Below are 20040 nucleotides of genomic sequence, written 5' to 3'. Positions count from 1 at the left end.
CAGCGACAGCGGCGTCAGGGCCAGGTGTGCGCCGAGGCGGCGAACGTCTCGGGTTTGCTGTGCACGGGCACCACGCAGAGCAGGTGACCGCCCGGTGCACGCAATGTGTGGGCATCCAGCCAACCGGATACCGGCTCGGCACCCAACGCTGTGAGGCGGGCAACCTCCGCGGCCGGATCGTCGGTCTCGATGTCGACGTGGTAGCGCGGGGCACCGTCGTCGACGGCCTGGACGACGGTGAACAGGTCGGGCACGGCACCGGCCAGGACGGTGAACTGTTCTTGTCCCGGCGCGGGATGGGCCGGGACGCCCAGCGCCGCGGACCAGAAGTCGGCTGCCGCGCCGGCTTGGGAAGCGGGTGCGTCGATGAGGATCCCGACCAGTCGACTTCGGTGCATGGTCTCGACGCTATCCACGATTCAGGAGCCTGGCAAAGCTCGTCGGGACAGCCCCGATGTCAGCACCTGCGTGGTGGCCGCCACCTGATCTCGACGGCTTGCCCAGTTCTGACTCCCCGCGCCACGCCAGGCAACAGCCATCGGCTCAAGCTGTCGTCCGCTCTTCGGCAGAAGCGGACGTGTGAGGACATTGGCGACCTCTTATCGGGCACCTGCAACTTGGCCGGTGGTGGTTTGGGCCTGACCCGTTTTGACGGACATCCACGATCAGGGCTGACGCCCTCGGGAAGGATGTTCCATCATGGAGACCATGGGCAGGAAGAAGCCTCGGCCTCGTCGTTCGTTCACGCCTGAGTTCAAGGCCGAGATCGTCGAGCTGTGCCAGCGGGGCGACCGCTCGATCGGTCAGGTCGCGAAGGACTTCGACTTGACCGAGACCGGCGTGCGCGAGTGGGTCAAGCAGGCCGAACGCGACGCCGGGACCCGCACCGACGGCGGGTTGACCAGCGACGAGCGGGAAGAGCTGGCCCGGCTGCGGCGGGAGAACCGCCGCCTGTCCGAGGACGTGGAGATCCTCAAACGAGCGACGGCTTTCTTCGCGAAGGAGACCCGGTGAACGTGTACCCGTTCATCGAGGCGGAGAACGCCAGCGGTAGCGGCAACGTCAAACGTGCCTGCGAACTGCTCAAGGTCTCCCGAGCCGCCTACTACACCCACCGCGCCGCCACCCCCTCCCAACACGAACGCGACGACGCGGAGCTGACAGCCGAGATCGTCGCGATCCACAACGAGTCGAACGGCACCTACGGAACACCCCGGGTCCACGCCGAACTCCGCGCCCGCGGCCGGCGGCATTCCCGCAAGCGGATCGCCCGGCTCCTGCACACCGCGGGCCTGGCCGGACGGACCCCGAAACGGTGGCGGACCACAACCACTCCCGACCCGGCAGCGACCATGCCCACCGACCTGCTCAAGCGGGATTTCTCCTGCACCGCAACGAACATCAACACCCGCTGGTGCGGGGATATCACCTACATCCACACCTGGGAAGGCTGGCTGTATCTGGCCACCGTCATCGACCTGGACTCCCGCCGCGTCGTCGGCTGGGCCACCGCGGATCACCTGCGCACCGATCTGGTCGCCGACGCCCTACGCAACGCTGTCGCTCGGCGCCGCCCCGAGCCCGGAGTAATCTTCCACTCCGACCGCGGCTGCCAGTACACCTCCGCCCAGTTCAACGCGCTCGCTGACGAGCAAGGCGTGCGGTTATCGGTGGGACGTAAGGGACAATGCTGGGACAACGCGGTCGCCGAGTCGTTCTTCGCGACCATTAAGGCCGAATTACTCGACCGGCAGGCCTGGCCCACCCGCACCGCCGCGCACAAGGCGATCTTCGAGTACATCGAAGGCTGGTACAACACCCGCCGCCTGCACTCCAGCCTCGGCTACCTCAGCCCCGCCAGCTACGAAACGACCACACGTCACGTAGCCTGACCACAGCTCAACGACCCTGTCCGTCAAAACGGGGCAACCCCAAAGGGACCGGGCACCGGGATGGAGTGGGCCAGCAGCTTGATCGGCTTGCCACGGCGCTCACCGACGCGCCGGCACAGCTCGACGACGTCCAGCGGAGGCCGGATGTCCAGCTCCTTCAGCAGCCGCCGGCACCGGCGGCGCAGCAGCCGCTCGTTCACCGCTCCCCTCGCTCCCGCGCTGCCTGCTGGTCGCGGTATACGACGTCGAGCAGGTCCATGACCAGCTGACGACGATCCGGCGTCAGCTCACCGGCCCGCATCGCGATCCGCTGTGCTTCCTGGTCACCGGCGTTCGCCTTGAGGCGTTCCTGCTCCGCGGCCAGGTCGCGCAGCTGCTGGTCGACGCGGTCGGTCACGTCATCGTCGAAGAAGTAGTTGACCGGCACCCCGAAGAACCTGGCCAGCCCCTCGACGTGCTTGATCGTCGGGTTGTCCCGCTTGCGCTTGCGCAGCTGCCAGATGTACGTGCCGGAGATCTTCGTGCCGACGACCGTGATCGAGTCGGCGGCGAAGTCGTTGCTGTACTCGTCGCCGTCCGGCGATTTCGTGACGGCGAACAGGTGGTTGAGCTTGTCCGCGAAGTCACGCCCGGGTTCGGCCATCACCCCTCCTCAGCTCCCCTTGACGGTACCGCTCACCAGGCGTCTTAACTGAAATTAAGACCCGATCAGGTGAACACCCGTCCGATAGTTGAGACACGACCTGCGGAAACTTAAGATCAACAGCCTGGGGTGATCGAACCGGGGAGGGAACGATGACTCGACCGAGCACACAGGCGATCACCGCCGAGGACGCCGAGCGCTTGCGCAAGCTGCACGACGCGAAGCAGCTCTTTGGCGGCGACTGGATGACGGCGATCTTGCTGGCGCTGAAGAGCGGCCCAAAGCACTACACCGAGCTACTCGACATGGTCGGCTCGCTCAACGACGCCGCGGCGGCGAACAACTGGTCCGGACGCCCGCGGGTCCTGCACGCCAGCGTGCTGACGCGCACACTGAAGACGATGACGGCCGACCGCTTGATCGTCCGCGACCAGGAGGCAGGCGTGTTCCCGCCGTCGGTCACCTACTCGCTGGCGCCAGCGACGCGAGAGGCGCTCGAAGCCATGCAGCCGCTGGCCGACTGGGTGAGCCAGCACCCGGATATCGTCGCCCAGGCACGGCATCGCCGGAGTCAAGACTCCGAAGGCGCCCGCCGCTCAGCGTGACTAGCCGAGCCAGCCACCGCAGTGATCATCACGGCAGCCGAGCGCGAGATCTACACGGCGGCTACACGATCGCGGTGCAGGCTTCCGATGGTCGACGAGAGCCAGGGAGGCCGTCTGGCGCCCCGATGACTTCCTCATCGAGGACATGGAGTTCGAACCTGGCTGTGTCGTAGCCGCCGGCCTCCCAGGCGAGGTCACTGTCGCCGACGCGCCACTCGCATCCAGTGACTCGCTCCCGCAGCAACCACGCCACTTCGACCTCCCAGACTCCGCGACCTCGAACGAGCTGAACCTACCACGCAACTAGAACATGTGTTCGATCAAGAGCTTCCGGTCACCTCAGGTCAGGCCATCACAAGGGGACCCGCTCCAATCTGGCCAACTCCGACAGCTCCAGCCAGCCTTGTTGGGGGCGGCCTGCCGCGGCAGCAGCAGAGTGACAGACTCGGGCGCAGAACGGCACCGACGGAAGGAAGAGCCATGCCGGTGAGGGCGGTAGTCCTCGACATCGGGGAGACCGTGCTCGACGACACGCGCGAGTGGAACGCCTGGGCGGACTGGATCGGCGTCGGCCGGCACACGTTCTCGACAGTGCTCGGGGCGGTAACCGCGTCCGGCCGGGACAACGCCGAGACGTTCCAGTACTTCAAGCCGGACTTCGACGTCGCGGCCGAGCGGCAGCGTCGCGAGGACGCCGGCAACGGCGAGCGCATCGACGAGAGCGACCTCTACCCTGACGTCCGGCCCGCTCTAACCCAGCTTCGGAGGAACGGACTCTGGATCGCGCTCGCCGGCAACCAGACCGCGAAGGCAGGGAGCCTGCTCCGCAAGCTCGACCTCCCTGTCGATGCCATCGCGACCTCGGCTGAGTGGGGCGTCGCCAAGCCGGATCCCGCCTTCTTCCGGCACGTCATCGAGTTGGCCGGCGTCGCTCCCAACGAGCTGCTCTACGTCGGGGACCACCGGGACAACGACGTCGTCGCCGGTCACGCCGCCGGGCTCTGGACGGCATTGATCCGTCGCGGTCCCTGGGGACACTTGTGGGCTGACGACCCGACAGTGCTGGCGAACGCCGACTGGGTCATCAACTCGCTGAACGAACTGCCCAACCTGATCGCCAGAACTTGATCACGACACGTCAGCCCATGCGGCGAACGTCGCCAGCTCGTCGCTGACCGTCCGCTGCGCGCGCAGGAGCGACCGCAGTGCCGCCTTGACCCGAGGATGCTCCCGGGTGTGGAGCGGCGCGACGCTTTTGGCCAGCTGGAGCGATGCGAAAGCGTCGTCGGGCCGACCCACCTCGAGCTGCGCCGGAGCCAAGTCGATGTAGAAGTGCGATCGGCGCTCGGCCGGAAGCTCGCGAGGCGGGTGCCAACCGGTGCCGCGTTGGACCGCGGTCGGGCTGTCCCCCAGCTCCTGCGCCACAGCCACTTCATGAATTCGGACCGAAGCGGGACCGAAGGCCGTTCCGAGGTAGACACCTTCGGGCGTGTGCTCGGCAGCTCGATACGCCTCAGCGAGGTGATCATCTGCTTCTTCCGCCTTACCCGCACGTGCGGAAACGACGGCGGCCCGCATCGCCAGCGATCCGCGGGCAGCTTCGCTGTCTACTGTGGATCGGGTAGCCGGTATCCGATCGATGGCACGGACGAGCGAGCGGTGCGCCGTTTCCAGATCTCGCACGGCGAAGAACATTTCAGTACGCACATAGGCGACGGCCGCATCTAGGAAGGGTCGATCGACCTGGGAAGCAGCCAATCGCATGGCGGTGATGATCTGGCTCGAGAGGTCGGTGTAGCCGTACTTGAAAGCCAGGCCGTCAGCTGCCCGGTAAGCCAGGACCAACAGCTCCGTTGCGTTGCTGCGTTCCCGTTCATCGATCGCCAAATCGCGCGCCCGTCCCAGCTCCATCAGCAGATCCGGCAGATCGACGACCAGTTGCGCATAACGCGCCTGGACACGCTGTTCTGTCACCTGGGAGACAGCTGCTCGCAGGGCGTGCGCCGGACGAACGGGACCGTCGTCCGGCTCGTCGCAAGCCAACAGCGCCCGCCTTAGCGCCGTCATGCCGACACGCACCGCATCGTCCCTGAGCTGAGTGGTGCGCGGGGATCGGTTCTCGCGCCGCAGCTCCGCCTGCTCCTGCTTCGCCGCCTCCCAAAGCCGCCGCAAATCGCCACCCGTGCGCAGACCGCGGTCGAGCGCATCGACCAGTTCACGCGACGGCAGGTTCCGCCCTTCCCGCTCGGCCAGTGACACGTAGTTGCGCGTGTAGCCGATCCGCCGGGCCAGCTCGGACTGACTCAGGCCCGCGGCCGATCGGAGGCGCCGGATCTCCCGCACAAGATGATCGGCGGCCGGCCGCGTCTCCGTCTGCTCGTCAGTCACGTTGTTCTCCCGATCCGTTTACAGGGGTAAATCGGCACGTTCGTCATTTACCCCCTTCCGGCATCGTCGCTGGCCAGGGTCCCATGGTGATCGTTCCGACGTCACGATGCAGGAGGGAACCGGTGAACACAACCGCCATGCCGGTATCCGGCGAAGCACTACCTGATTTGAGGAACGCCGAAGGGTGGACTCGATGATGCCCGGGGCATCCGAGCGGCCGCTGACCATCGGGATCATGGGTCCGCACCTGACGGGCAAGAGCACGTTCATCTCCCGCCTGGCCTTGGAGCTTCGACGCAACGGATACCAAGTCGCCACCATCGCGGCGCTTGTGGAGCGGGCCCAACGGTTGGGGATACCGATCCTGCACAACCACTCCTGGGCATCGACGATGTGGTTCATCACCCGCGGCATCAGCGATGAACTGGAAGCGTGGGTCCACGCTGACGTCATCTTGGTCAACGGTGCTGTTCCCGACGCTCTGGCGTACTACCGCGCCGCCCTGGAGCACCGCGGCGATGCACCCGGTCAGGCAGAGCTCGATCAGCTCGAGAGCCTGGTGCGGAACCACAGTTCGAACTACAACCTGCTCTTCCGAACGACGCTCGACGCAGCCGCGACCGATGGAGAAACCGACGATGAGGTGTTTCGGCGCCTTGCTGATCGCTGGGTGCGCCGGGTTGCCGAAAGCCTTGAAGTCACCAATGTTCCCGTGCCCTCTTCCGACCACGGCACCGCCCTGGAACTCGCCATCGGTTATGTGATCGAACGCGGATAACCCCCAGACCGGCGGCGGACTTGCTGCCCCGACCGCAACTCCGCCGCCCCCACCACAGGTATGGCCCGGGTGAACACCATGGCACCGAACGAAGTCCAATGGCCCTCCGAGGACGACTTGCTTCTCGCAGAAGACGCCGGATACGTACTTCTTTGCCGCGTGCTCCTCGGGCTACGCCGTCCGTCCTTTTCGGAATCACCACCACGATCGACCGGAGCACCGATGTCCCGCGAAACCACCCGACTCGTCGACACGCTGCTGGCGACGCAGGTCCGAATCAGCCTGCTCGTGCACCAGCTTCAGGACGGAACGGCGACAACGGACGATCAGCGGCACTTCGCAGATGGGCTCGAGGAGCTGCTGGACATCCTGCAGTCTCACGCCGCGGACGTCGACGCCGGCATCGTGCTGACTCCGCACGACCTTCTTATCGCAGAACGGCACTTGGCATGACCGACGCATCGTTGCGCTACCCCGGCTTCTACGTGGTCGGCCGCGCGATCCGGGAACATCGAATGGCTCGGGACATGAGCCTCCGGAGGCTTGCCCGCCTGATGGGCACGAGCCCAAGCCTCCTTTCGAGTTGGGAGACCGGAGAACGGCGCATTCCAGCGGTGCCGCTGGGCTGGGCGCTCGGCCTACTTGAAGTGCCAGCCGCCGAATGCCATCTCCTGGGCCGACTGCACGCGGAATCCGAGCGCGCGAGCTATGTCGAAGGGAACGACTCCGGCGAGATCAGCCTCCAGCGTGCGTACGACCGATACACCCTTCACACCTACGAATGGGCACCGAAGGTCGTCCCGGACCTTCTCCAGACGTTCGGCTACGCTCACGCGCTTCCGGGAGCGCGCCCCCAGCCCGACGACGTCGACCAGGAGATCTTCGCGCGCCGCGTCCGACAGGTCGATCGAGATTCCCGGCATCGGCACACCCTCCTGCTGGGCTCGGCCGCGTTGACCCTGGAAGGCGTCCCGGCGGAGGTCGTGCAGGCGCAACTTCAGGAGATCACCAGCTCACCGAACCGGTGGCAGGTGGACACCCGGATCGTCCCGGCCGACGCGGCCGTCTCTCCGACGATCGAGTCCTTCGTCATCTACGAGACCGCGGAGAAGGCCTTCACCGTCGTTTTGAGACACGAGCACTCGACGGTCTACCTGTCCGACCTGACGACAGTGAGGCGCTACAAGTCGACGTTCGATGCGCTTCAGCGGGTAGCTGTCGCCTATGATCCGGCGACCTCATGTTGAGCGTCACGGCCTGCCGGAGCGGCAGCCGCGAAGGCGTCCCAGAGCAAGTTGAGTGGGTGATCAGCGGCGTATCGCTGTCGTTCGCCTGCGCGAGCGAAGATTCCCGTGACGATTTCGAGCTCAGGTTCGTAGCCTGTGCCGAGCTGAATCTTGCGGAGGTTCGCGCCGGGCAGCCGGCCTTCGATCGCTGCGTCGGCGACCCGCTCGGTCGTAAGCAGGCAGCCGAACATCAGCTTGCTGCTGAGCAGGTTGAGGCCGTAGTTGAGGGCGTCGATGTCGGCGACCACATGAAGCTTGCCGCGGTACTCCGGGCCGTACCAGCGGGTGAGGAAGTCGGCCAGGAGACCCGCGGTCGGCGCGAGCAGCGGCAGGCCGGCGAGGGCGTCGCGCGTCACCGGCCGGTCGGGGACCTCGCGGGTGCTGAGGTTGGTCAGCAGGGCGACGCGTTCGCGGTGCCACTCGAGGAAATCGTGCGGCACGTCCGGACCGCGGCCGCGTTCGGCAGCGAACGAACCGCACACGAGATCGACCTGCTCGGCATCCAGCTTGGACTTCAGGTCGCGGGTCCGGACATGCTCGATCTTGAGCTGGATGCCTCGGCGTTCGAAGGTGTCGCGCAGCTGCGGCCAGACCTCGCCGAGGAATTCGACGGTGAACTCGGTGGTGCCCACCGTGATGGTGGACCCGACCCGCCGGCGGGCGCCATGGACGCGTTCGGTCCAGGCGCGCAGCGTGCTCGTGGCCAGCGCGACGACCTCGTCGCCGGAGCTGGTGAACAGGAAGTCCTTCCCGCGCCCCTGCTTCGCGACAAGCGCCTCGCCCATCAGCCGGATCGCCGCATCGTTCAGCGTGTCGAGCTGCTTCTGCACGCTGGACTGCGACCGTTGCAGAACCCGGGCCGCGCGCTGCGCACTGCCGGTGGCGTGCACGACGGCCAGCGTCCGCAGTTGGTCGAGGCTCGTGTCCAGCAGCTCTGCAGGGAAGCCGAGCAGCTCGGCGACTTCCGAGTCCCTCACCAGGGTCTCCTCGCTTGTTTTCCAGTCGGATAGTTCCAGTTCTAGTTCGAGCAAGTGTAGCCAGAATGCACTGAAGTTTTCTTTCGAGCATTATTAGTCAATTTATTGCTCCAGCGAGCACCGAGTGGTCTACTCGTGCCACCGCCACCGCTCGCCCGACTTGGAGGTCCGAACGATGACCGTCCGTCCGATCGCCGTCGACGAGCAGGCGTCGAGCTGCTACTTCCGCACCACCGTCGACACCCCATACCGCAAGGCACTCGTCCAGATCACCGAGCGGTGCAACCTGCGCTGCGCGCACTGCTTCGTCTCCGCGACCAAGCGCGGCAAGGACATGCCGCTGACCGAGGTCGTGAAGAAGGTCGTCCCTCGGCTGGCCGATGCCCGGGTACGCCGGGTGACGCTGACCGGCGGTGAGCCGACCGTTCACCCGGACTTCCTCGGCATCGTGCACGCCTTCCGCAACGCCGGAATCGACGTCGGCGTCTGCACGAACGCCACCGAGCTCGATGACAAGCTGATCCGGCAGCTCGCCACGGCCGGGGTGCACGTCAACGTCTCGCTCGACGGGTTCGCCGCCGACTCCCACGGCCTGTTCCGCGGCGACCGCGCGTCCTTCGACGTGACCGTGGCCAACGTCCGCAAGCTCGCCACGGCCAGCCTCCTGCAAGGGCTGCTGTGCACGCCGAACTCCCTGGCCGCCAACGAGGAGTACGTGCAGCTGTGCGAGTTCGCGCGAGAGAACGGCGCGCGCTACGTGCTGCTCAACCCGCTGGGCAGTATGGGCCGCGGCGTGAAGTCCCAGCGGAAGCTCGCGAAGACCACCATGCACATGCAGGAGATCTTCGAGCTGACTACCCCGTTCGACGGCCCCGACCTCGACATCGCCCACATCCGCTTCCCCAACACCGACGGCAAACCCCTCGCCGGCTGCGAAGCCGGAACGATCATCTACGTCTTCACCCCCGGCGAAGTCACCGTCTGCCCCTACCTCGTCTTCTCCGCCCGCACTCCGATCTCTCGCCACCCCGACACCGACTTCATCGTCGGCAACATCTTCACCGATCGCGACATCGCCGCCCGCCTGGACGCGTACCGGTTCCACGAGCGGTTCCAGGTCGGCGCAAATCCGACCTGTACGTCGTGCAGCCTCGAACCACGATGTGGCAAAGGCTGCCCCGCCGCGGTCGTCGCCGCGGGCGGACGCATCGGCGACGTCGACGCCGAGCAGTGCCCGGTCACCGCCGAGACCCACCGGCTGCTGCCCCTGGACGTCGCGTGAGCGCGCCGCGGCTGCCGGGCAAGCTGGTGGCATTCGAAGGCCCCGGCGGCGTCGGCAAGACGACGATCACTGCGCTGGTCGCCGAGCTCCTCGGAGCGGACGGCGTTCCCGTGCACGCCACCGTCCAGCCGTCGCGCTCCCCGCTGGGCGAACTGGCTCGGCATGGCACCGACACCTACTGCGACATGGCTCTGGCCTGCCTCTGCGCGGCTGACCGTCACCACCAGCTGGCCAGCGAGATCCTCCCGGCCCTGGCCGAAGGCAAGATCGTGCTCTGCGACCGGTACGCGGCATCGTCGCTGGTCCTGCAGGGGCTCGACGACATCCCGCTCGATGTCGTCTGGGCGCTCAACCACGATGTGTACCGCCCCGACCTCGTGTGCGCGCTCAAAGCTCCACCCGCGGACGTCGAACAGCGGCTCCGCGCCCGCGGCGGACACAGCCGCTTCGAGCGCACCCCCGGAAGCAGCTTCCGCGAAACCCTCGGCTACCTGGCGGCCATGACTTTCCTGCGCGACCAGGGCTGGCCAGTCGAGATGATCGAGTGCGCCGACGATCCCCGCGCCACGGCTGGCACCATCATCAACCTGATCCACCGCACCCTCACGGAGAGCCCGGCATGCCCCTGACCGTCCTCACCCTCAACGTCGGCAACCCCGCCATCGAACGAGCCCGCCGCCAACGCGACTGGCTCGCCCGCCGCGACGAGGACGTCTTCGTGCTCACAGAGACCGGCTCCGGGCCCGGCACGCAGCTGATCGCCGAGTCCTACGGCGACGCCGGCTGGGCGGTCACCTTCCCCGAGCACCCCGACAAGGAACGCGGCGTCATGCTGCTCTCCCGATTCGAGTGCACCGTGGACCCCATCGGCCCGGCGATGACCTACCTGCCCGCCCGGCTGGCCGGCATTGTGCTGGACACCGACGACGGCCCGCTGCGTGTCCTTGGCGCCTACGTCCCCTCCCGCGACGCCACAGAAGCGAAGACGACCCGCAAACGCGAGTGGTTCGAGGCCTTCCACCGGGCCTATGAAGCCACCGGCGACCACGCCGCCGTTCTCCTGCTGGGTGATCTCAACGTTCTGGAACCGGGGCACGTACCGCCTCACCCGGGGCAGTTCGCGCCGTTCGAGACCGCTTTTTACACTGCGCTAACCCACCAACACGGCCTCACCGATGCCTTCCGCGCGCTGCATCCGACAGCTGTCGAGCACAGCTGGGCTCGCCGCGCCGAGCTCGGCTACCGCTACGACCACGCTCACGCGTCCCCCTCGCTCCTCGCCCACCTCACCAGCTGCGCGTACGTCCACGACACCCGTTCCGGAAACCCTGCGCTGACGGACCATTCAGGACTCGCCGTCGCGCTGACGCTCACCGCGAACGCACCGCTGATAACGTCCGACCCGGCCGCGGACCGCGAGGCAACGCTGTTCTGACCGAGGTAATCGTGCCCGGCCATCAATGAGCCGCCGAGTACGAGGACCCACCGGATGACCGTCGCCAGCGAACCGACCCTGCGGGTCGGCGCCCGCGTCCTGCTCCTTAACAACGCTGACGAAGTCCTGCTCATCCACGCCCGGGACCCCGACGACCCCAGCCACCACTGGTGGGAACTCCCTGGCGGCGGCCAGGATCCCGGCGAGAAGCTCGAGGACACCGCACGGCGCGAAATCGCCGAGGAGACCGGGCTCGTGCTGGACGAGATCGGTCGCAAGCTCTGGACCCGCGAAAGCCGCTTCACCTACCGCGGCCGCAACCACCACCGCCTCGACCACGTCTACCTGGCCCGCACCGACCACACCGCACCACGCACTGCGCTCCGGCACACCGCCAACGAGCGAGCTGGACTCATCGAGCGCCGCTGGTGGCCCGCCGCCGAAGTCTCGGCCTGCCGCGACAAGCTCCTGCCCGCGGAGCTGCCAGACCTCCTGCAAGCACTCCTCGACGACCGCTTTCCCATCACTCCCCTGACGCTCACCGCGTGAGACCGGCCTTCCCGGCGTGGGCACATGGCTGACCAGGTCGGCGCATGGCGATCCGGGCACGGAACGACTGCGCGACCGGGCCGTCCGGTAGCGGCGCCGTCCATCGGTACGAGGGGGCACGGGCCACCGCAGCCGCTACGAGCGTGCGACCGAAGCCGAGGCGCCGGTACTCGGCGGCGACGTGGACGTAGTCGAGGGTGGCCGTACGGCAGCTCACGCACGGGCTAGCGGTCACCGTACCAACCTCGGTGCCGTCGAGACGGAGTTCGATCCGGCCTGCCCTCGTCCCCGCAACCGGTGCGTGAGCGACCAGTACGAGCCCGTCGCCAGGGGCTGTGTCGGGCTCGTACTGGACCGTGACGTCGAGGTGTGCCCACTCGGCGAGGCGCCGGGCCCCGGGATCGCAGCCTTCCTGCGCACGGCAGACCTCGCAGAGCGTGCCATGCCGTCGGTAGCGATGACTGTAGGGCTTCAACTTGTCGTAGAGGTCCAGGTCGAGCCGATGGCCGCGCAAGCAGACAGCGACATTGCCGGTCGCCGGCCGGATCGGAATCAGCCCGCCGAACTCGCCACGCGCACCTGATCGGACGGCCGCGCCGGTGTGGTCGATCATCCGGCGACCTCGCTGAGCCCCCGGCCCGCGGATACCTTCACAGCGCTGCTGGTGACTGCACCACCGCTGCCCGGGAGGCCCAGCGCGACTGTGCGCGGGCGCGCAGCGGCACCGCGGCCGCGGCTGGTCGCGACGACGTCACGGAACTCCAGATGGCCGAAGCCGTCGTCAGTGAGGCCGTGCCACCTGCGGTTCGACACGCGCAGCTCGAGGTCGGCGCCGGGCCACGGCCCCGCAGCGAGCAAGACCGCGCCCCGGTTACGGACCCGTCCGGCCAGCCGGCGCCCGAGCTGTGGCTGCATGCCGCGCGCGATCGTCGGGCCGAGCACGACCAGATCGAACCCGTCGATCAGGGCCGACAGCACCGCAGCGACCTCGGCCCCGGGATCGGGGATGAGAGCGAGCCGCTCGAGCTCGACGCCCAGCTCCACGGCTGCCACCACGCCGATGTCCGGCATGCCGGTGATGGCCGCCCAAGATCCCTCGCGGGTCGGTTCGGCGAGCAACGCGAGAACCAGCGCGGTCGAGCCCGACACCGACACCGCACTGCCGCGCCGCAACCCGCCCGGCACCAGCTCGGTCAACGTCGGCGCCAAGGGCAGAGAGCCGGTTGACGCCGAAGCGTCCAGGCTCGGCTCGCCGAGCTGCGCGGCCGTGCGGACGCCAGGGATCGCCGCCAGCCCTGCGACTACCTCCGGCACCGCCACCATGCACCTCCAGCACCAAGACCACGCACCGGAGACGCCCACGTGGGAAGCCGCGAGCGAACCCGAACTTAGTCGGGTGGCCCGGGGGAATCTCACCCCCAGGCTCCCACGGATCCCGGCGTGACAATCTCTCGTCACCGGGCTCTTGTCACCTTGATCATTGAGCAGGCGGAACAGCCGCGACCCATGCCCAGTGCGCAAACATCCGGGGATGTCGTTCAACGATCCCCCGCCAGCACCGGACCGCGGATTTCATGCCCCGCAAGCGTCTGTATTTCTTGCGGATCCACCGCACCAAGTAGGTGTTGACGCGGGTAAGGAGCCGATGCAGCGCGGAGCGGTAGTAAGCCCCGTAATACTGCATCCATCCCCGCACGACAGGATTGACCCACCGCGCGAGCTGAGCGAAAGTCAGGGTCGTGCGCGTATGCAGCCGCCAGGACCGCACCTGCGAACTCAACCTCTTCAGGGCCGCCTTGCTGACCGCAGGCAGGAAAGCACTGAACCGCTTACCCTGACGATCCTTGGCGCAGCGCTGACGGAACGTGAACCCCAGGAAGGCGAAACCGGTGTGGTCATGAACACCACGCCGCTTACCGTCCTGGCAATACACGATCCGCGTCTTGCCCGGATGCAACCGCAACCCGACCTGTTCCATCCGGACACCGATCGCCCGCGCCACGTGCTCGGCCTGAACCCGGCTCGTGCAGTGCACGACCGCGTCGTCGACGTAACGCTCGAACGAGATGGCCGGGAACGTCCGCGCCATCCACGCATCGAACGCATAGTGCAGGAACAGATTCGCCAGCACCGGAGAGACCGCCGACCCCTGCGGAGTGCCCCGGTCCCGAGACCGGATTTCCCCGTCCGAGGTCTGGATCGGTGCCTGCAGCCACCGCGTGACATACAGCACCACCCACCGCTGGTCGGTGTGCGCCTCCACCGCCTTGACGACCAGGTCCCACGGGACACTGTCGAAGAACTTCTCGATGTCCAGATCGATCACCCAGTCGCTCTTCCAGCAGCGCTCCCGGCACGCCGCGACCGCGTCCAACGCGGAACGACGCGGGCGGTAACCATAGGAGTCCGGATGGAAGGCCGGTTCAGCCGCCCTTTCCAGCCTCCGCGCTACCACCGTCTGCGCCACCCGATCAGCCACAGTCGGCACACCCAGCACCCGCGTACCGGCGCCGTGCGCCTTCGGAATCTCCACCGCCAGCACCGGCGGCGGGAAGTAGCTGCCCGAGGACATCCGGTTCCAGATCTTGTACAGGTTTCCCCGTAGATCTTTCTCGAAGTCCTCGATCGAGCAACCGTCCACCCCCGGCGCACCCTTATTGGCCCTGACCCGTTCCCAGGCTTCCTTCACTTCCCACTTCGAAATATCGAACGCCTTGCCCAACGATTTCAGCTCGCCCACCGCGACTCCTCCCGGGAACCCCGGTTGATCGACGCGAACAAGCCACAGATGACCCGGCCCCTTGGCTCCTCTCCCACCGCGTCAAGCAGGAGACTCACAGCTACTACGGGCCAGTCCGCCAGCGCGCCTCGCAACGGTACTCAGTTCCTTCCGGTTTCAGCCGGTTGAAATTCTCCCTATCGCCACCTGCCGGCAGCAGTATCGGGCACGCCTTCCCACGTTCCCCATCGAAGCAGCAGACCGGATTCACGCCGCCTTCATGCCGGACACCGCCTGGCCAATAAACGGGCACCCGCCAGACTCATCCCGGAACCGTTCGATTGCCCCGGTTTTGATGTCATCCGAACAATTTTCGACACTTCACAGGCTGTGACGCAACGTCTCTCCGATCCCCACCTGACACCTCACGGGCGCCTTTCCCCACATCGCTCACCACGACAGTCTTCAGCTAACGCAGCAGTGGGCGGTTTGAAGCCTCCCCCCGCAGGGCGACTCCGAAGGGCCAACCTTCATCTCCGATGGAACACCGCATCCAGAAGCTCTCCTACATCAAGCCACCTCCGCGCACGTGGCACACTCGAACACTTGTTCGGATACTGCGGGGCAGCTCAGTCGCTGTCAAGTCGCCCCGGTCGAGCTCACGTTTCCCCAACTGTGCCCGCGACACACAGCAAGCGAGCCAGCCCATGAAGTCATGGGCGTGCGGCCCCCGCGGCAACCCCAACGTCGCAGCCGAAGCCGAACAAGAGGAAATCGACGACGAGCAAAGACATTTCGGGACACGGCCGGAGTAAAGTCACCCCTGGTGTGCCGGGAAGCCTGGTCGGCGCGACGATCCTGCGCGCGAAACGAGGCTTCCCATGACGATCGACGCTGTCGGCCTGACCAAGCAGTACCGCGACATCCTGGCCGTCGACGACCTGACCCTGCACACCACCCGCGGCGAGATCTACGCCCTGCTCGGCCTCAACGGCTCCGGCAAAACCACCACCATCCGCATGCTGCTCGGCCTCATCCGCCCCACCCGCGGCCAGGTCTCGCTCTTCGAGGAACCGGTCGAGAAGGCCGTCTCCGACGTCATCGCCCGACTCGGCCTGCAACCCCACGCCCACCACCGCGCGCAAACGCTGTCCCTGGGCAACAAACAACGCCTCGCCCTGGCCAAAGCCCTGCTGCACCAACCTGATCTGCTGCTGCTCGACGAACCCGCCAACGGCCTCGACCCCGCCGGCGTCGCCGAAATCCGGAGCCTGCTGCACGACCTCGCCCACCACAACGGCGTGACGATCCTGCTCTCCAGCCACATCCTCACCGAAGTCGCCCGCCTCGCCACCCGCTTCGGCGTCCTCGACCACGGACGCCTGGTCTGGGAAGACGCCACCACCGAGCTGGTCGCCCAGGCACGCCCCCGGCTGCGCGTCACGGTCCACGCCCCCGGTCACGCCACCGCGGCGTTGCGCGCCGCCGGCCACACCGTCTCCGCCGAGGACGGCGAGCTCACCCTCACCGAAGACCGCGCGATCCACCACCCCGACGAGATCGCCACCCAGCTCGTGACCGCGGGCTGCCCGCCCACCCGGCTCGCCGTCGAGCAAGACGACCTCGAAACCTGCTTCCTCCGCCTGGTCAGCCACACATGAGCACCGCCACCGCCGCCATGTGGGCCGAGCTGCTGAAGGCCCGCCGCTCCCGGCTGCCGTGGATCACCGCGGCGGCGTTCACCATCGCCGCCGGGTTCGGCGGCCTGACCATGTTCATCCTCCAGGACGTACGCCGTGCCCGCTCCTCGGCCTGATCGGCACCAAGGCCGAGCTCACCGGCGGCACCGCCGACTGGCCCGCCTACTTCACGCTGCTCGCCCAGATCATCGCCGTCGGCGGGGCCGTCCTCTTCGGCGTCATCGTGATCTGGACCTTCGGTCGCGAGTTCAGTCAGGACACCGTCAAGGACCTCCTGGCCCTGCCCACACCCCGCACCACGATCGTCGCCGCCAAGTTCGCCGTCACCACGGGGTGGTCGCTGGCGCTCACCGCGCAGACCTACCTGCTCGGCCTGCTGCTCGGGGCCGCCATCGGCCTGCCGAGCTGGTCGGCCGCGGGTGGCCGGCGGCGTCGTGGGCGGCATGCTCCTGACGGAGATGTTCGACGGCGAGGACGAAGACGGCGGGGACGAAGGCTGATCGGGCCGAGACACCCGGCGGGGTGGGAGCCTGAATGCGGTCACCCGCCCCGCCGGCTCACCGAAGCCTAGAAGCTCGCGTCGGCTCGCAGACCGGGCCGTCTTGCTTATCCGATGACGAGCGGACAAGCGCTGACGAGCCGAGTTGACGAACTCCTGTGCCTACCGCAGCCGTCTTGACGTCAGCTTGCGGCGACCAGGTGCAGCACTTGGGGATCAACAGGGGTCAAGTACCTGTAGCTCTGCGGCGGCCGGAAGCCGGTCTCAGCTCGCATCGTGGCCAGGTCCGGTGGTTCGGCAAGCCGCTGGGGCGAACTGATGATCAGTGCGGTTGCGCGCTGCGCGTCCGCGAAGTACGCATCGAACTCACGCCGTTCAAGACCGACTGCAAGCCGATGCCGCCGCCAGATCTGATTTGGCGACGCCGACTCCACCGCTTCTAACGTTGCCACTCCGACGACCGCCATGACCGGAGATGCGGCGTAGAGCACCAACCGCGTTCCGGCCGGCGCTTGAAGACGCGTGCGGCGTAGCTCGACAGTCTTCGAACCGTCGAGAATCGCTTCGGCGAACCGAGGGCGCAGGGACAGCACCAGCGGCCGCGCTTCAGGGGCTCCCGAAGCCGTATTCGGAGTCGTCCTGCGTTCGCTCACAGGCGGAGACTATCCGAGTCCACCGACAAAAAGACGTCAACGCCGTCCGTGTTGAACCATGACCCTGTGCTAGGCGAGCGGCCCTGCATCGGATCACTTCTCGTCCTCCAGCCGCTGTCCCGCCGCGTACAGCTCGGCGAACAGCTGATTGGAAATGCGGGTCGGCGACAGCGGCACCTGTGGACCACCGAGAGGCTTCCGCAGCCGGTCGTAGACTTGGCGAGGAACGTCCGAAGCGAACAGCTCGGTGTCGGAAAGGCGTAGGGCTTGAGCGTATCCGTCCGTCGCGGCGGCGCGGATGTCTGAGAGCCGGAAGACGCCGTAGTGGCTGTAGGTCGCGAACAGCGTTTCCGGGCGGCCCTTGTCGATGCCGTCGAGCAGAGATGTGCCGATGAACCGGCCAGGGCCGGTCGTCGTACTTCGGCTCATGTACCAGACCACGCGGCTTGGTTCTCGTAGCGCGCTGCCGCGTCCACTTCGGTAGTAGACCTGCTCGCGACCGAGCGCGATGTCCGCGCGACGCGACAGCAGCAGCTCAGGCCGCCCGAACAACTCGGCACTCCATGTCGGTTTGATCGCCACGGTCACATGCGGCAGCTCACTGTCGGTAAGTTTCGCCGGCCACCACGCTCGCTCGTAGTGTGCCGCTGTAGCAGCATCCGCTTTCGGCATGATCAACGGGGCCGGAGGCAGCCCGACGAGCCCGTAAGCTCGGCTGGCGGCGGCGGAAACCTGCACTCCGGTGCCGAGCACATCGACGACGAAGGAGTACCAGTTCTGGTCGACTCGCTGGTAGGACTCGTACCCGATAATCCGTTCGAACGACATGGACAGGTAGGGGTCTCCGATCCCCACTACCTGCGCCCCGGACGTACGAGCCTGCTTGCGCAGCAGCCACAGCAGCTGGCGGCCAACCGTACCGGCCGTCGCGTGATCTGCCAGGCGAAGCAGCGGAACTCGAAGAACACCACCGTCCAACTCGGTCGCATAGCACGCCACGGGCGTCCCGTCGGGCGCCCGCACGATCAGGTGATGTTTTTTTGTACGCGCGAACTCCCCGAGCCGGTCGCGCAAGTCGGTGCGGCGCTCACCTCGCTCACCGTTGAGAAACGCCATTAGGACCGTTTCCTCGCCTGCACCAGCTCGGCCTGAGCGGAACTCCGTGCCCTCGAGGCTGTCGGGCCGGTAAGCGGCCGCGTGCGCCAACTCGTCCAGCAGGATGTACAGCCGGTTCGGGTCGAGCACGCGCAGCTGCGCAACTTCAGGCACGTCCTCCAGTTGCAGCAGGATCGGTGCGATGACGTTGCGGAGCCTCTCGTCCCAAGTCACGAACACCTGGATATCTGCGGCGGCGGTTTCGGCCAGCTGCCAGAGATCCCCTGCGTCCTGTGGAGTAGCCGGGTATTTCGGCAGGACTTCGGTGATCGCGGCCAGCATGCGGTCATGGAGTTGCTCCGCCTTACCAGGTGGACTGCCTGGCCGGCGATAGTGCTGCTGAGCCTCGCTGAGCAGCCGAGCGCGGTGCTGCTCGGGCTGACGTTCGAGGTCACGTTCCAGCCCGAATGGCACCACAAGCTCTACGCGATCCTGCAAGTCCGGCGCATTGAGAACCAGTGAGCGCTTCGCGCTGCCATGCCCATTGCGGATGCGGAGGTCCATCAAGATGTTGGTATCGATCGCCGCGGTGACGATGGCAGGCTCGACGAGCGGCAGCGTGAACAACTTAGGGTGACCGTGATCGCGCCACCACACGGTCATCGCTGCAGCGTCCTTGCCACGCCCGACTGTCCGCGCCTGTTTCGTGAAACCCAGCGCACGCCAGGTCGCCGCGATGTCGTAGTCGTCGCGGCACTTCGCCCGGAGCCCTTGGCGTTGGTCGTGCCGTCGGCTCACCTCATCGACCATGAGCTTGGCGATGCCAGCCCGACGGAATGCCTCGTCAACGCACACGTGGGTCAACACCACTTCGTCCCGCGGCAACCGGAACAGCACATACCCGACGACGCGGCCGCTGGATCGGTGCCGAGCTGCAAGGAGGCAACCTTTGGCTGCCGCATCCGCGTACACCGCGCGCGGCAACAGCCCCAGGGTGTCACGGGAGAGATCGCCGAGGTCGACCGTCGCTTCGATCGTCTTCGGATCTGCGTGAGGCACCGTCTCGATGGTGATCTCGTCGTCGGTGTTCACGATGCGAGTGTCTCCGACCGCTGAGGCCGTGACCACGACTTTTGTCGATCTCACTCATCTGGACGCGCATATGTGTTCGGCTGCGAACACTGCTGCGACCAGCGGCAGCCCCTCCAGAGACACCCGGCGAACCATTTGGAAGGGAACATGAGACGAAGAGGTGACACGGTCCTCGGCGTCCGTCTCAACCATCCAACCAGACGTCCCGACAGGGCCACACAGTCGTTGCAGAAAAGCAAAACACCAGGTCCGCACAGTAGTCACAACCAAGAAGGTGTGATCATCTACGGACTAATGTCCTCTTTTTGTCACGTGGTTGACCGTTATCGCAACGAAACACTTTTCACTCGTTTAGCGCAGTGTCGGAACCGATGCGAAACGAGGGTAACATCAAGGCAGCTAGCGAGGATATCTTCACATACAGCAGGCCGTGCAGAGCAGCGGACG

24 protein-coding genes are annotated in these 20040 nt (G+C 66.7%); 14 read left to right on the top strand and 10 right to left on the bottom strand.

Annotated features, from left to right (window positions below; genetic code table 11):
* Positions 1 to 14 precede the first annotated feature (14 nt).
* Positions 15 to 398 carry a VOC family protein gene (locus QP939_RS04860; protein ID WP_285455327.1) on the bottom strand — a complete coding sequence of 128 codons (384 nt, stop codon included), beginning with the start codon at positions 396 to 398 and terminating at the stop codon, positions 15 to 17.
* 310 nt (positions 399 to 708) lie between these two features.
* Here QP939_RS04860 and QP939_RS04855 point away from each other — a divergent pair, with 310 nt between their 5' ends.
* Entirely contained in the window at positions 709 to 1014 is a 306-nt protein-coding gene (locus QP939_RS04855) for a transposase (RefSeq protein WP_434219576.1), read from the top strand.
* Positions 1011 to 1892 carry an IS3 family transposase gene (locus tag QP939_RS04850; RefSeq protein WP_285455104.1) on the top strand — a complete coding sequence of 294 codons (882 nt, stop codon included), beginning with the start codon at positions 1011 to 1013 and terminating at the stop codon, positions 1890 to 1892. Before QP939_RS04855 ends, QP939_RS04850 begins: the two co-directional genes overlap by 4 nt.
* A 23-nt stretch (positions 1893 to 1915) precedes the next feature.
* Here the strand turns inward: QP939_RS04850 and QP939_RS04845 are convergent, their stop codons facing one another.
* Complete coding sequence (locus QP939_RS04845; protein ID WP_285455326.1) at positions 1916 to 2092, bottom strand: hypothetical protein; 177 nt, start codon at positions 2090 to 2092, stop codon at positions 1916 to 1918.
* Positions 2089 to 2535: an XRE family transcriptional regulator gene (locus QP939_RS04840; RefSeq protein WP_285455325.1), complete on the bottom strand. Its 447-nt coding sequence runs from the start codon at positions 2533 to 2535 to the stop codon at positions 2089 to 2091. Before QP939_RS04840 ends, QP939_RS04845 begins: the two co-directional genes overlap by 4 nt.
* A gap of 152 nt (positions 2536 to 2687) precedes the next feature.
* Here QP939_RS04840 and QP939_RS04835 point away from each other — a divergent pair, with 152 nt between their 5' ends.
* Together QP939_RS04835 and QP939_RS04830 are read left to right on the top strand one after the other, a co-directional pair.
* A complete protein-coding gene (locus QP939_RS04835) occupies positions 2688 to 3140 on the top strand; it encodes a winged helix-turn-helix transcriptional regulator (protein WP_285455324.1) in 453 nt (150 codons plus the stop codon).
* Positions 3141 to 3620: 480 nt separating this feature from the next.
* Positions 3621 to 4268, top strand: a complete 648-nt coding sequence (locus tag QP939_RS04830) for an HAD family hydrolase (protein WP_285455323.1) — start codon at positions 3621 to 3623, stop codon at positions 4266 to 4268.
* Here QP939_RS04830 and QP939_RS04825 read toward each other — a convergent pair whose 3' ends face one another.
* The gene (locus tag QP939_RS04825; RefSeq protein WP_285455322.1) at positions 4269 to 5528 is read right to left on the bottom strand and encodes a helix-turn-helix domain-containing protein; all 1260 of its coding nucleotides are present in this window, start codon (positions 5526 to 5528) and stop codon (positions 4269 to 4271) included.
* A gap of 193 nt (positions 5529 to 5721) precedes the next feature.
* Here QP939_RS04825 and QP939_RS04820 point away from each other — a divergent pair, with 193 nt between their 5' ends.
* From QP939_RS04820 to QP939_RS04810, 3 genes are all read left to right on the top strand, one after another.
* Complete coding sequence (locus tag QP939_RS04820; protein WP_285459653.1) at positions 5722 to 6306, top strand: P-loop NTPase family protein; 585 nt, start codon at positions 5722 to 5724, stop codon at positions 6304 to 6306.
* Between the two features lie 222 nt (positions 6307 to 6528).
* Positions 6529 to 6759, top strand: a complete 231-nt coding sequence (locus QP939_RS04815) for a hypothetical protein (protein WP_285455321.1) — start codon at positions 6529 to 6531, stop codon at positions 6757 to 6759.
* Positions 6756 to 7553, top strand: a complete 798-nt coding sequence (locus QP939_RS04810; RefSeq protein ID WP_285455320.1) for a Scr1 family TA system antitoxin-like transcriptional regulator — start codon at positions 6756 to 6758, stop codon at positions 7551 to 7553. Before QP939_RS04815 ends, QP939_RS04810 begins: the two co-directional genes overlap by 4 nt.
* On the opposite strand, the gene QP939_RS04805 is transcribed toward QP939_RS04810, so the two are convergent.
* A complete protein-coding gene (locus QP939_RS04805; protein ID WP_285455319.1) occupies positions 7529 to 8623 on the bottom strand; it encodes a LysR family transcriptional regulator in 1095 nt (364 codons plus the stop codon). The two genes, QP939_RS04810 and QP939_RS04805, sit on opposite strands and share 25 nt — an antisense overlap.
* Before the next feature lie 121 nt (positions 8624 to 8744).
* On the opposite strand from QP939_RS04805, the gene QP939_RS04800 reads away from it, so the two are divergent.
* The 4 genes from QP939_RS04800 to QP939_RS04785 are packed head-to-tail and all read left to right on the top strand — an operon-like array spanning position 8745 to position 11835.
* Positions 8745 to 9851, top strand: coding sequence for a radical SAM protein (locus QP939_RS04800; RefSeq protein ID WP_285455318.1), 1107 nt, complete (start codon positions 8745 to 8747; stop codon positions 9849 to 9851).
* Positions 9848 to 10480 (top strand): dTMP kinase, encoded by a 633-nt coding sequence (gene tmk / locus QP939_RS04795; protein WP_285455317.1) that lies wholly within the window; start codon positions 9848 to 9850, stop codon positions 10478 to 10480. Before QP939_RS04800 ends, tmk begins: the two co-directional genes overlap by 4 nt.
* Complete coding sequence (locus QP939_RS04790; protein WP_285455316.1) at positions 10471 to 11286, top strand: endonuclease/exonuclease/phosphatase family protein; 816 nt, start codon at positions 10471 to 10473, stop codon at positions 11284 to 11286. Before tmk ends, QP939_RS04790 begins: the two co-directional genes overlap by 10 nt.
* A 54-nt stretch (positions 11287 to 11340) precedes the next feature.
* Positions 11341 to 11835 (top strand): NUDIX hydrolase, encoded by a 495-nt coding sequence (locus QP939_RS04785; RefSeq protein ID WP_285455315.1) that lies wholly within the window; start codon positions 11341 to 11343, stop codon positions 11833 to 11835.
* On the opposite strand, the gene QP939_RS04780 is transcribed toward QP939_RS04785, so the two are convergent.
* The 3 genes from QP939_RS04780 to ltrA form a co-directional block, all read right to left on the bottom strand.
* Positions 11825 to 12448, bottom strand: coding sequence for a GNAT family N-acetyltransferase (locus tag QP939_RS04780; RefSeq protein ID WP_285455314.1), 624 nt, complete (start codon positions 12446 to 12448; stop codon positions 11825 to 11827). The genes QP939_RS04785 and QP939_RS04780 overlap by 11 nt on opposite strands.
* Positions 12445 to 13158 carry a DnaE2-dependent mutagenesis accessory factor ImuA' gene (imuA', locus tag QP939_RS04775; RefSeq protein ID WP_285455313.1) on the bottom strand — a complete coding sequence of 238 codons (714 nt, stop codon included), beginning with the start codon at positions 13156 to 13158 and terminating at the stop codon, positions 12445 to 12447. The genes QP939_RS04780 and imuA' overlap by 4 nt, the downstream gene beginning before the upstream one ends.
* A 154-nt stretch (positions 13159 to 13312) precedes the next feature.
* A complete protein-coding gene (ltrA, locus tag QP939_RS04770) occupies positions 13313 to 14575 on the bottom strand; it encodes a group II intron reverse transcriptase/maturase (RefSeq protein ID WP_285455312.1) in 1263 nt (420 codons plus the stop codon).
* Between the two features lie 860 nt (positions 14576 to 15435).
* On the opposite strand from ltrA, the gene QP939_RS04765 reads away from it, so the two are divergent.
* The 3 genes from QP939_RS04765 to QP939_RS04755 all read left to right on the top strand — a co-directional run bounded on the left by QP939_RS04765 (position 15436) and on the right by QP939_RS04755 (position 16825).
* On the top strand, positions 15436 to 16215 hold the full coding sequence (locus QP939_RS04765; protein WP_285455311.1) for an ABC transporter ATP-binding protein: 780 nt from the start codon (positions 15436 to 15438) through the stop codon (positions 16213 to 16215).
* A complete protein-coding gene (locus QP939_RS04760) occupies positions 16212 to 16370 on the top strand; it encodes a hypothetical protein (RefSeq protein ID WP_285455310.1) in 159 nt (52 codons plus the stop codon). The genes QP939_RS04765 and QP939_RS04760 overlap by 4 nt, the downstream gene beginning before the upstream one ends.
* Before the next feature lie 107 nt (positions 16371 to 16477).
* Complete coding sequence (locus QP939_RS04755; RefSeq protein WP_285455309.1) at positions 16478 to 16825, top strand: ABC transporter permease; 348 nt, start codon at positions 16478 to 16480, stop codon at positions 16823 to 16825.
* 110 nt (positions 16826 to 16935) lie between these two features.
* On the opposite strand, the gene QP939_RS04750 is transcribed toward QP939_RS04755, so the two are convergent.
* Both QP939_RS04750 and QP939_RS04745 read right to left on the bottom strand, forming a co-directional pair.
* Positions 16936 to 17406, bottom strand: a complete 471-nt coding sequence (locus QP939_RS04750; RefSeq protein ID WP_285455308.1) for an ASCH domain-containing protein — start codon at positions 17404 to 17406, stop codon at positions 16936 to 16938.
* Between the two features lie 93 nt (positions 17407 to 17499).
* Complete coding sequence (locus QP939_RS04745) at positions 17500 to 19593, bottom strand: GNAT family N-acetyltransferase (RefSeq protein ID WP_285455307.1); 2094 nt, start codon at positions 19591 to 19593, stop codon at positions 17500 to 17502.
* Positions 19594 to 20040 lie beyond the last annotated feature (447 nt).

The sequence above is a fragment of the Amycolatopsis nalaikhensis genome (genome assembly GCF_030264295.1).
In the GTDB taxonomy this organism is placed as follows: domain Bacteria; phylum Actinomycetota; class Actinomycetes; order Mycobacteriales; family Pseudonocardiaceae; genus Amycolatopsis; species Amycolatopsis nalaikhensis.
Note: the sequence above shows the minus strand (reverse complement) of the source record. Positions and strands in the feature narration are given on the sequence as shown.

Excerpts from the sequence above, each read along its gene's own strand:
- QP939_RS04760 (WP_285455310.1), top strand. The coding sequence starts at position 16,212 with ATGAGCACCGCCACCGCCGCCATGTGGGCCGAGCTGCTGAAGGCCCGC.
- QP939_RS04790 (WP_285455316.1), top strand. The coding sequence starts at position 10,471 with ATGCCCCTGACCGTCCTCACCCTCAACGTCGGCAACCCCGCCATCGAA.
- QP939_RS04835 (WP_285455324.1), top strand. The coding sequence starts at position 2,688 with ATGACTCGACCGAGCACACAGGCGATCACCGCCGAGGACGCCGAGCGC.
- QP939_RS04820 (WP_285459653.1), top strand. The coding sequence starts at position 5,722 with ATGATGCCCGGGGCATCCGAGCGGCCGCTGACCATCGGGATCATGGGT.
- QP939_RS04780 (WP_285455314.1), bottom strand. The coding sequence starts at position 12,448 with ATGATCGACCACACCGGCGCGGCCGTCCGATCAGGTGCGCGTGGCGAG.
- QP939_RS04840 (WP_285455325.1), bottom strand. The coding sequence starts at position 2,535 with ATGGCCGAACCCGGGCGTGACTTCGCGGACAAGCTCAACCACCTGTTC.
- QP939_RS04800 (WP_285455318.1), top strand. The coding sequence starts at position 8,745 with ATGACCGTCCGTCCGATCGCCGTCGACGAGCAGGCGTCGAGCTGCTAC.
- QP939_RS04765 (WP_285455311.1), top strand. The coding sequence starts at position 15,436 with ATGACGATCGACGCTGTCGGCCTGACCAAGCAGTACCGCGACATCCTG.
- imuA' (WP_285455313.1), bottom strand. The coding sequence starts at position 13,158 with ATGGTGGCGGTGCCGGAGGTAGTCGCAGGGCTGGCGGCGATCCCTGGC.
- QP939_RS04810 (WP_285455320.1), top strand. The coding sequence starts at position 6,756 with ATGACCGACGCATCGTTGCGCTACCCCGGCTTCTACGTGGTCGGCCGC.
- QP939_RS04860 (WP_285455327.1), bottom strand. The coding sequence starts at position 398 with ATGCACCGAAGTCGACTGGTCGGGATCCTCATCGACGCACCCGCTTCC.
- QP939_RS04855 (WP_434219576.1), top strand. The coding sequence starts at position 709 with ATGGGCAGGAAGAAGCCTCGGCCTCGTCGTTCGTTCACGCCTGAGTTC.
- QP939_RS04785 (WP_285455315.1), top strand. The coding sequence starts at position 11,341 with ATGACCGTCGCCAGCGAACCGACCCTGCGGGTCGGCGCCCGCGTCCTG.
- QP939_RS04830 (WP_285455323.1), top strand. The coding sequence starts at position 3,621 with ATGCCGGTGAGGGCGGTAGTCCTCGACATCGGGGAGACCGTGCTCGAC.
- QP939_RS04815 (WP_285455321.1), top strand. The coding sequence starts at position 6,529 with ATGTCCCGCGAAACCACCCGACTCGTCGACACGCTGCTGGCGACGCAG.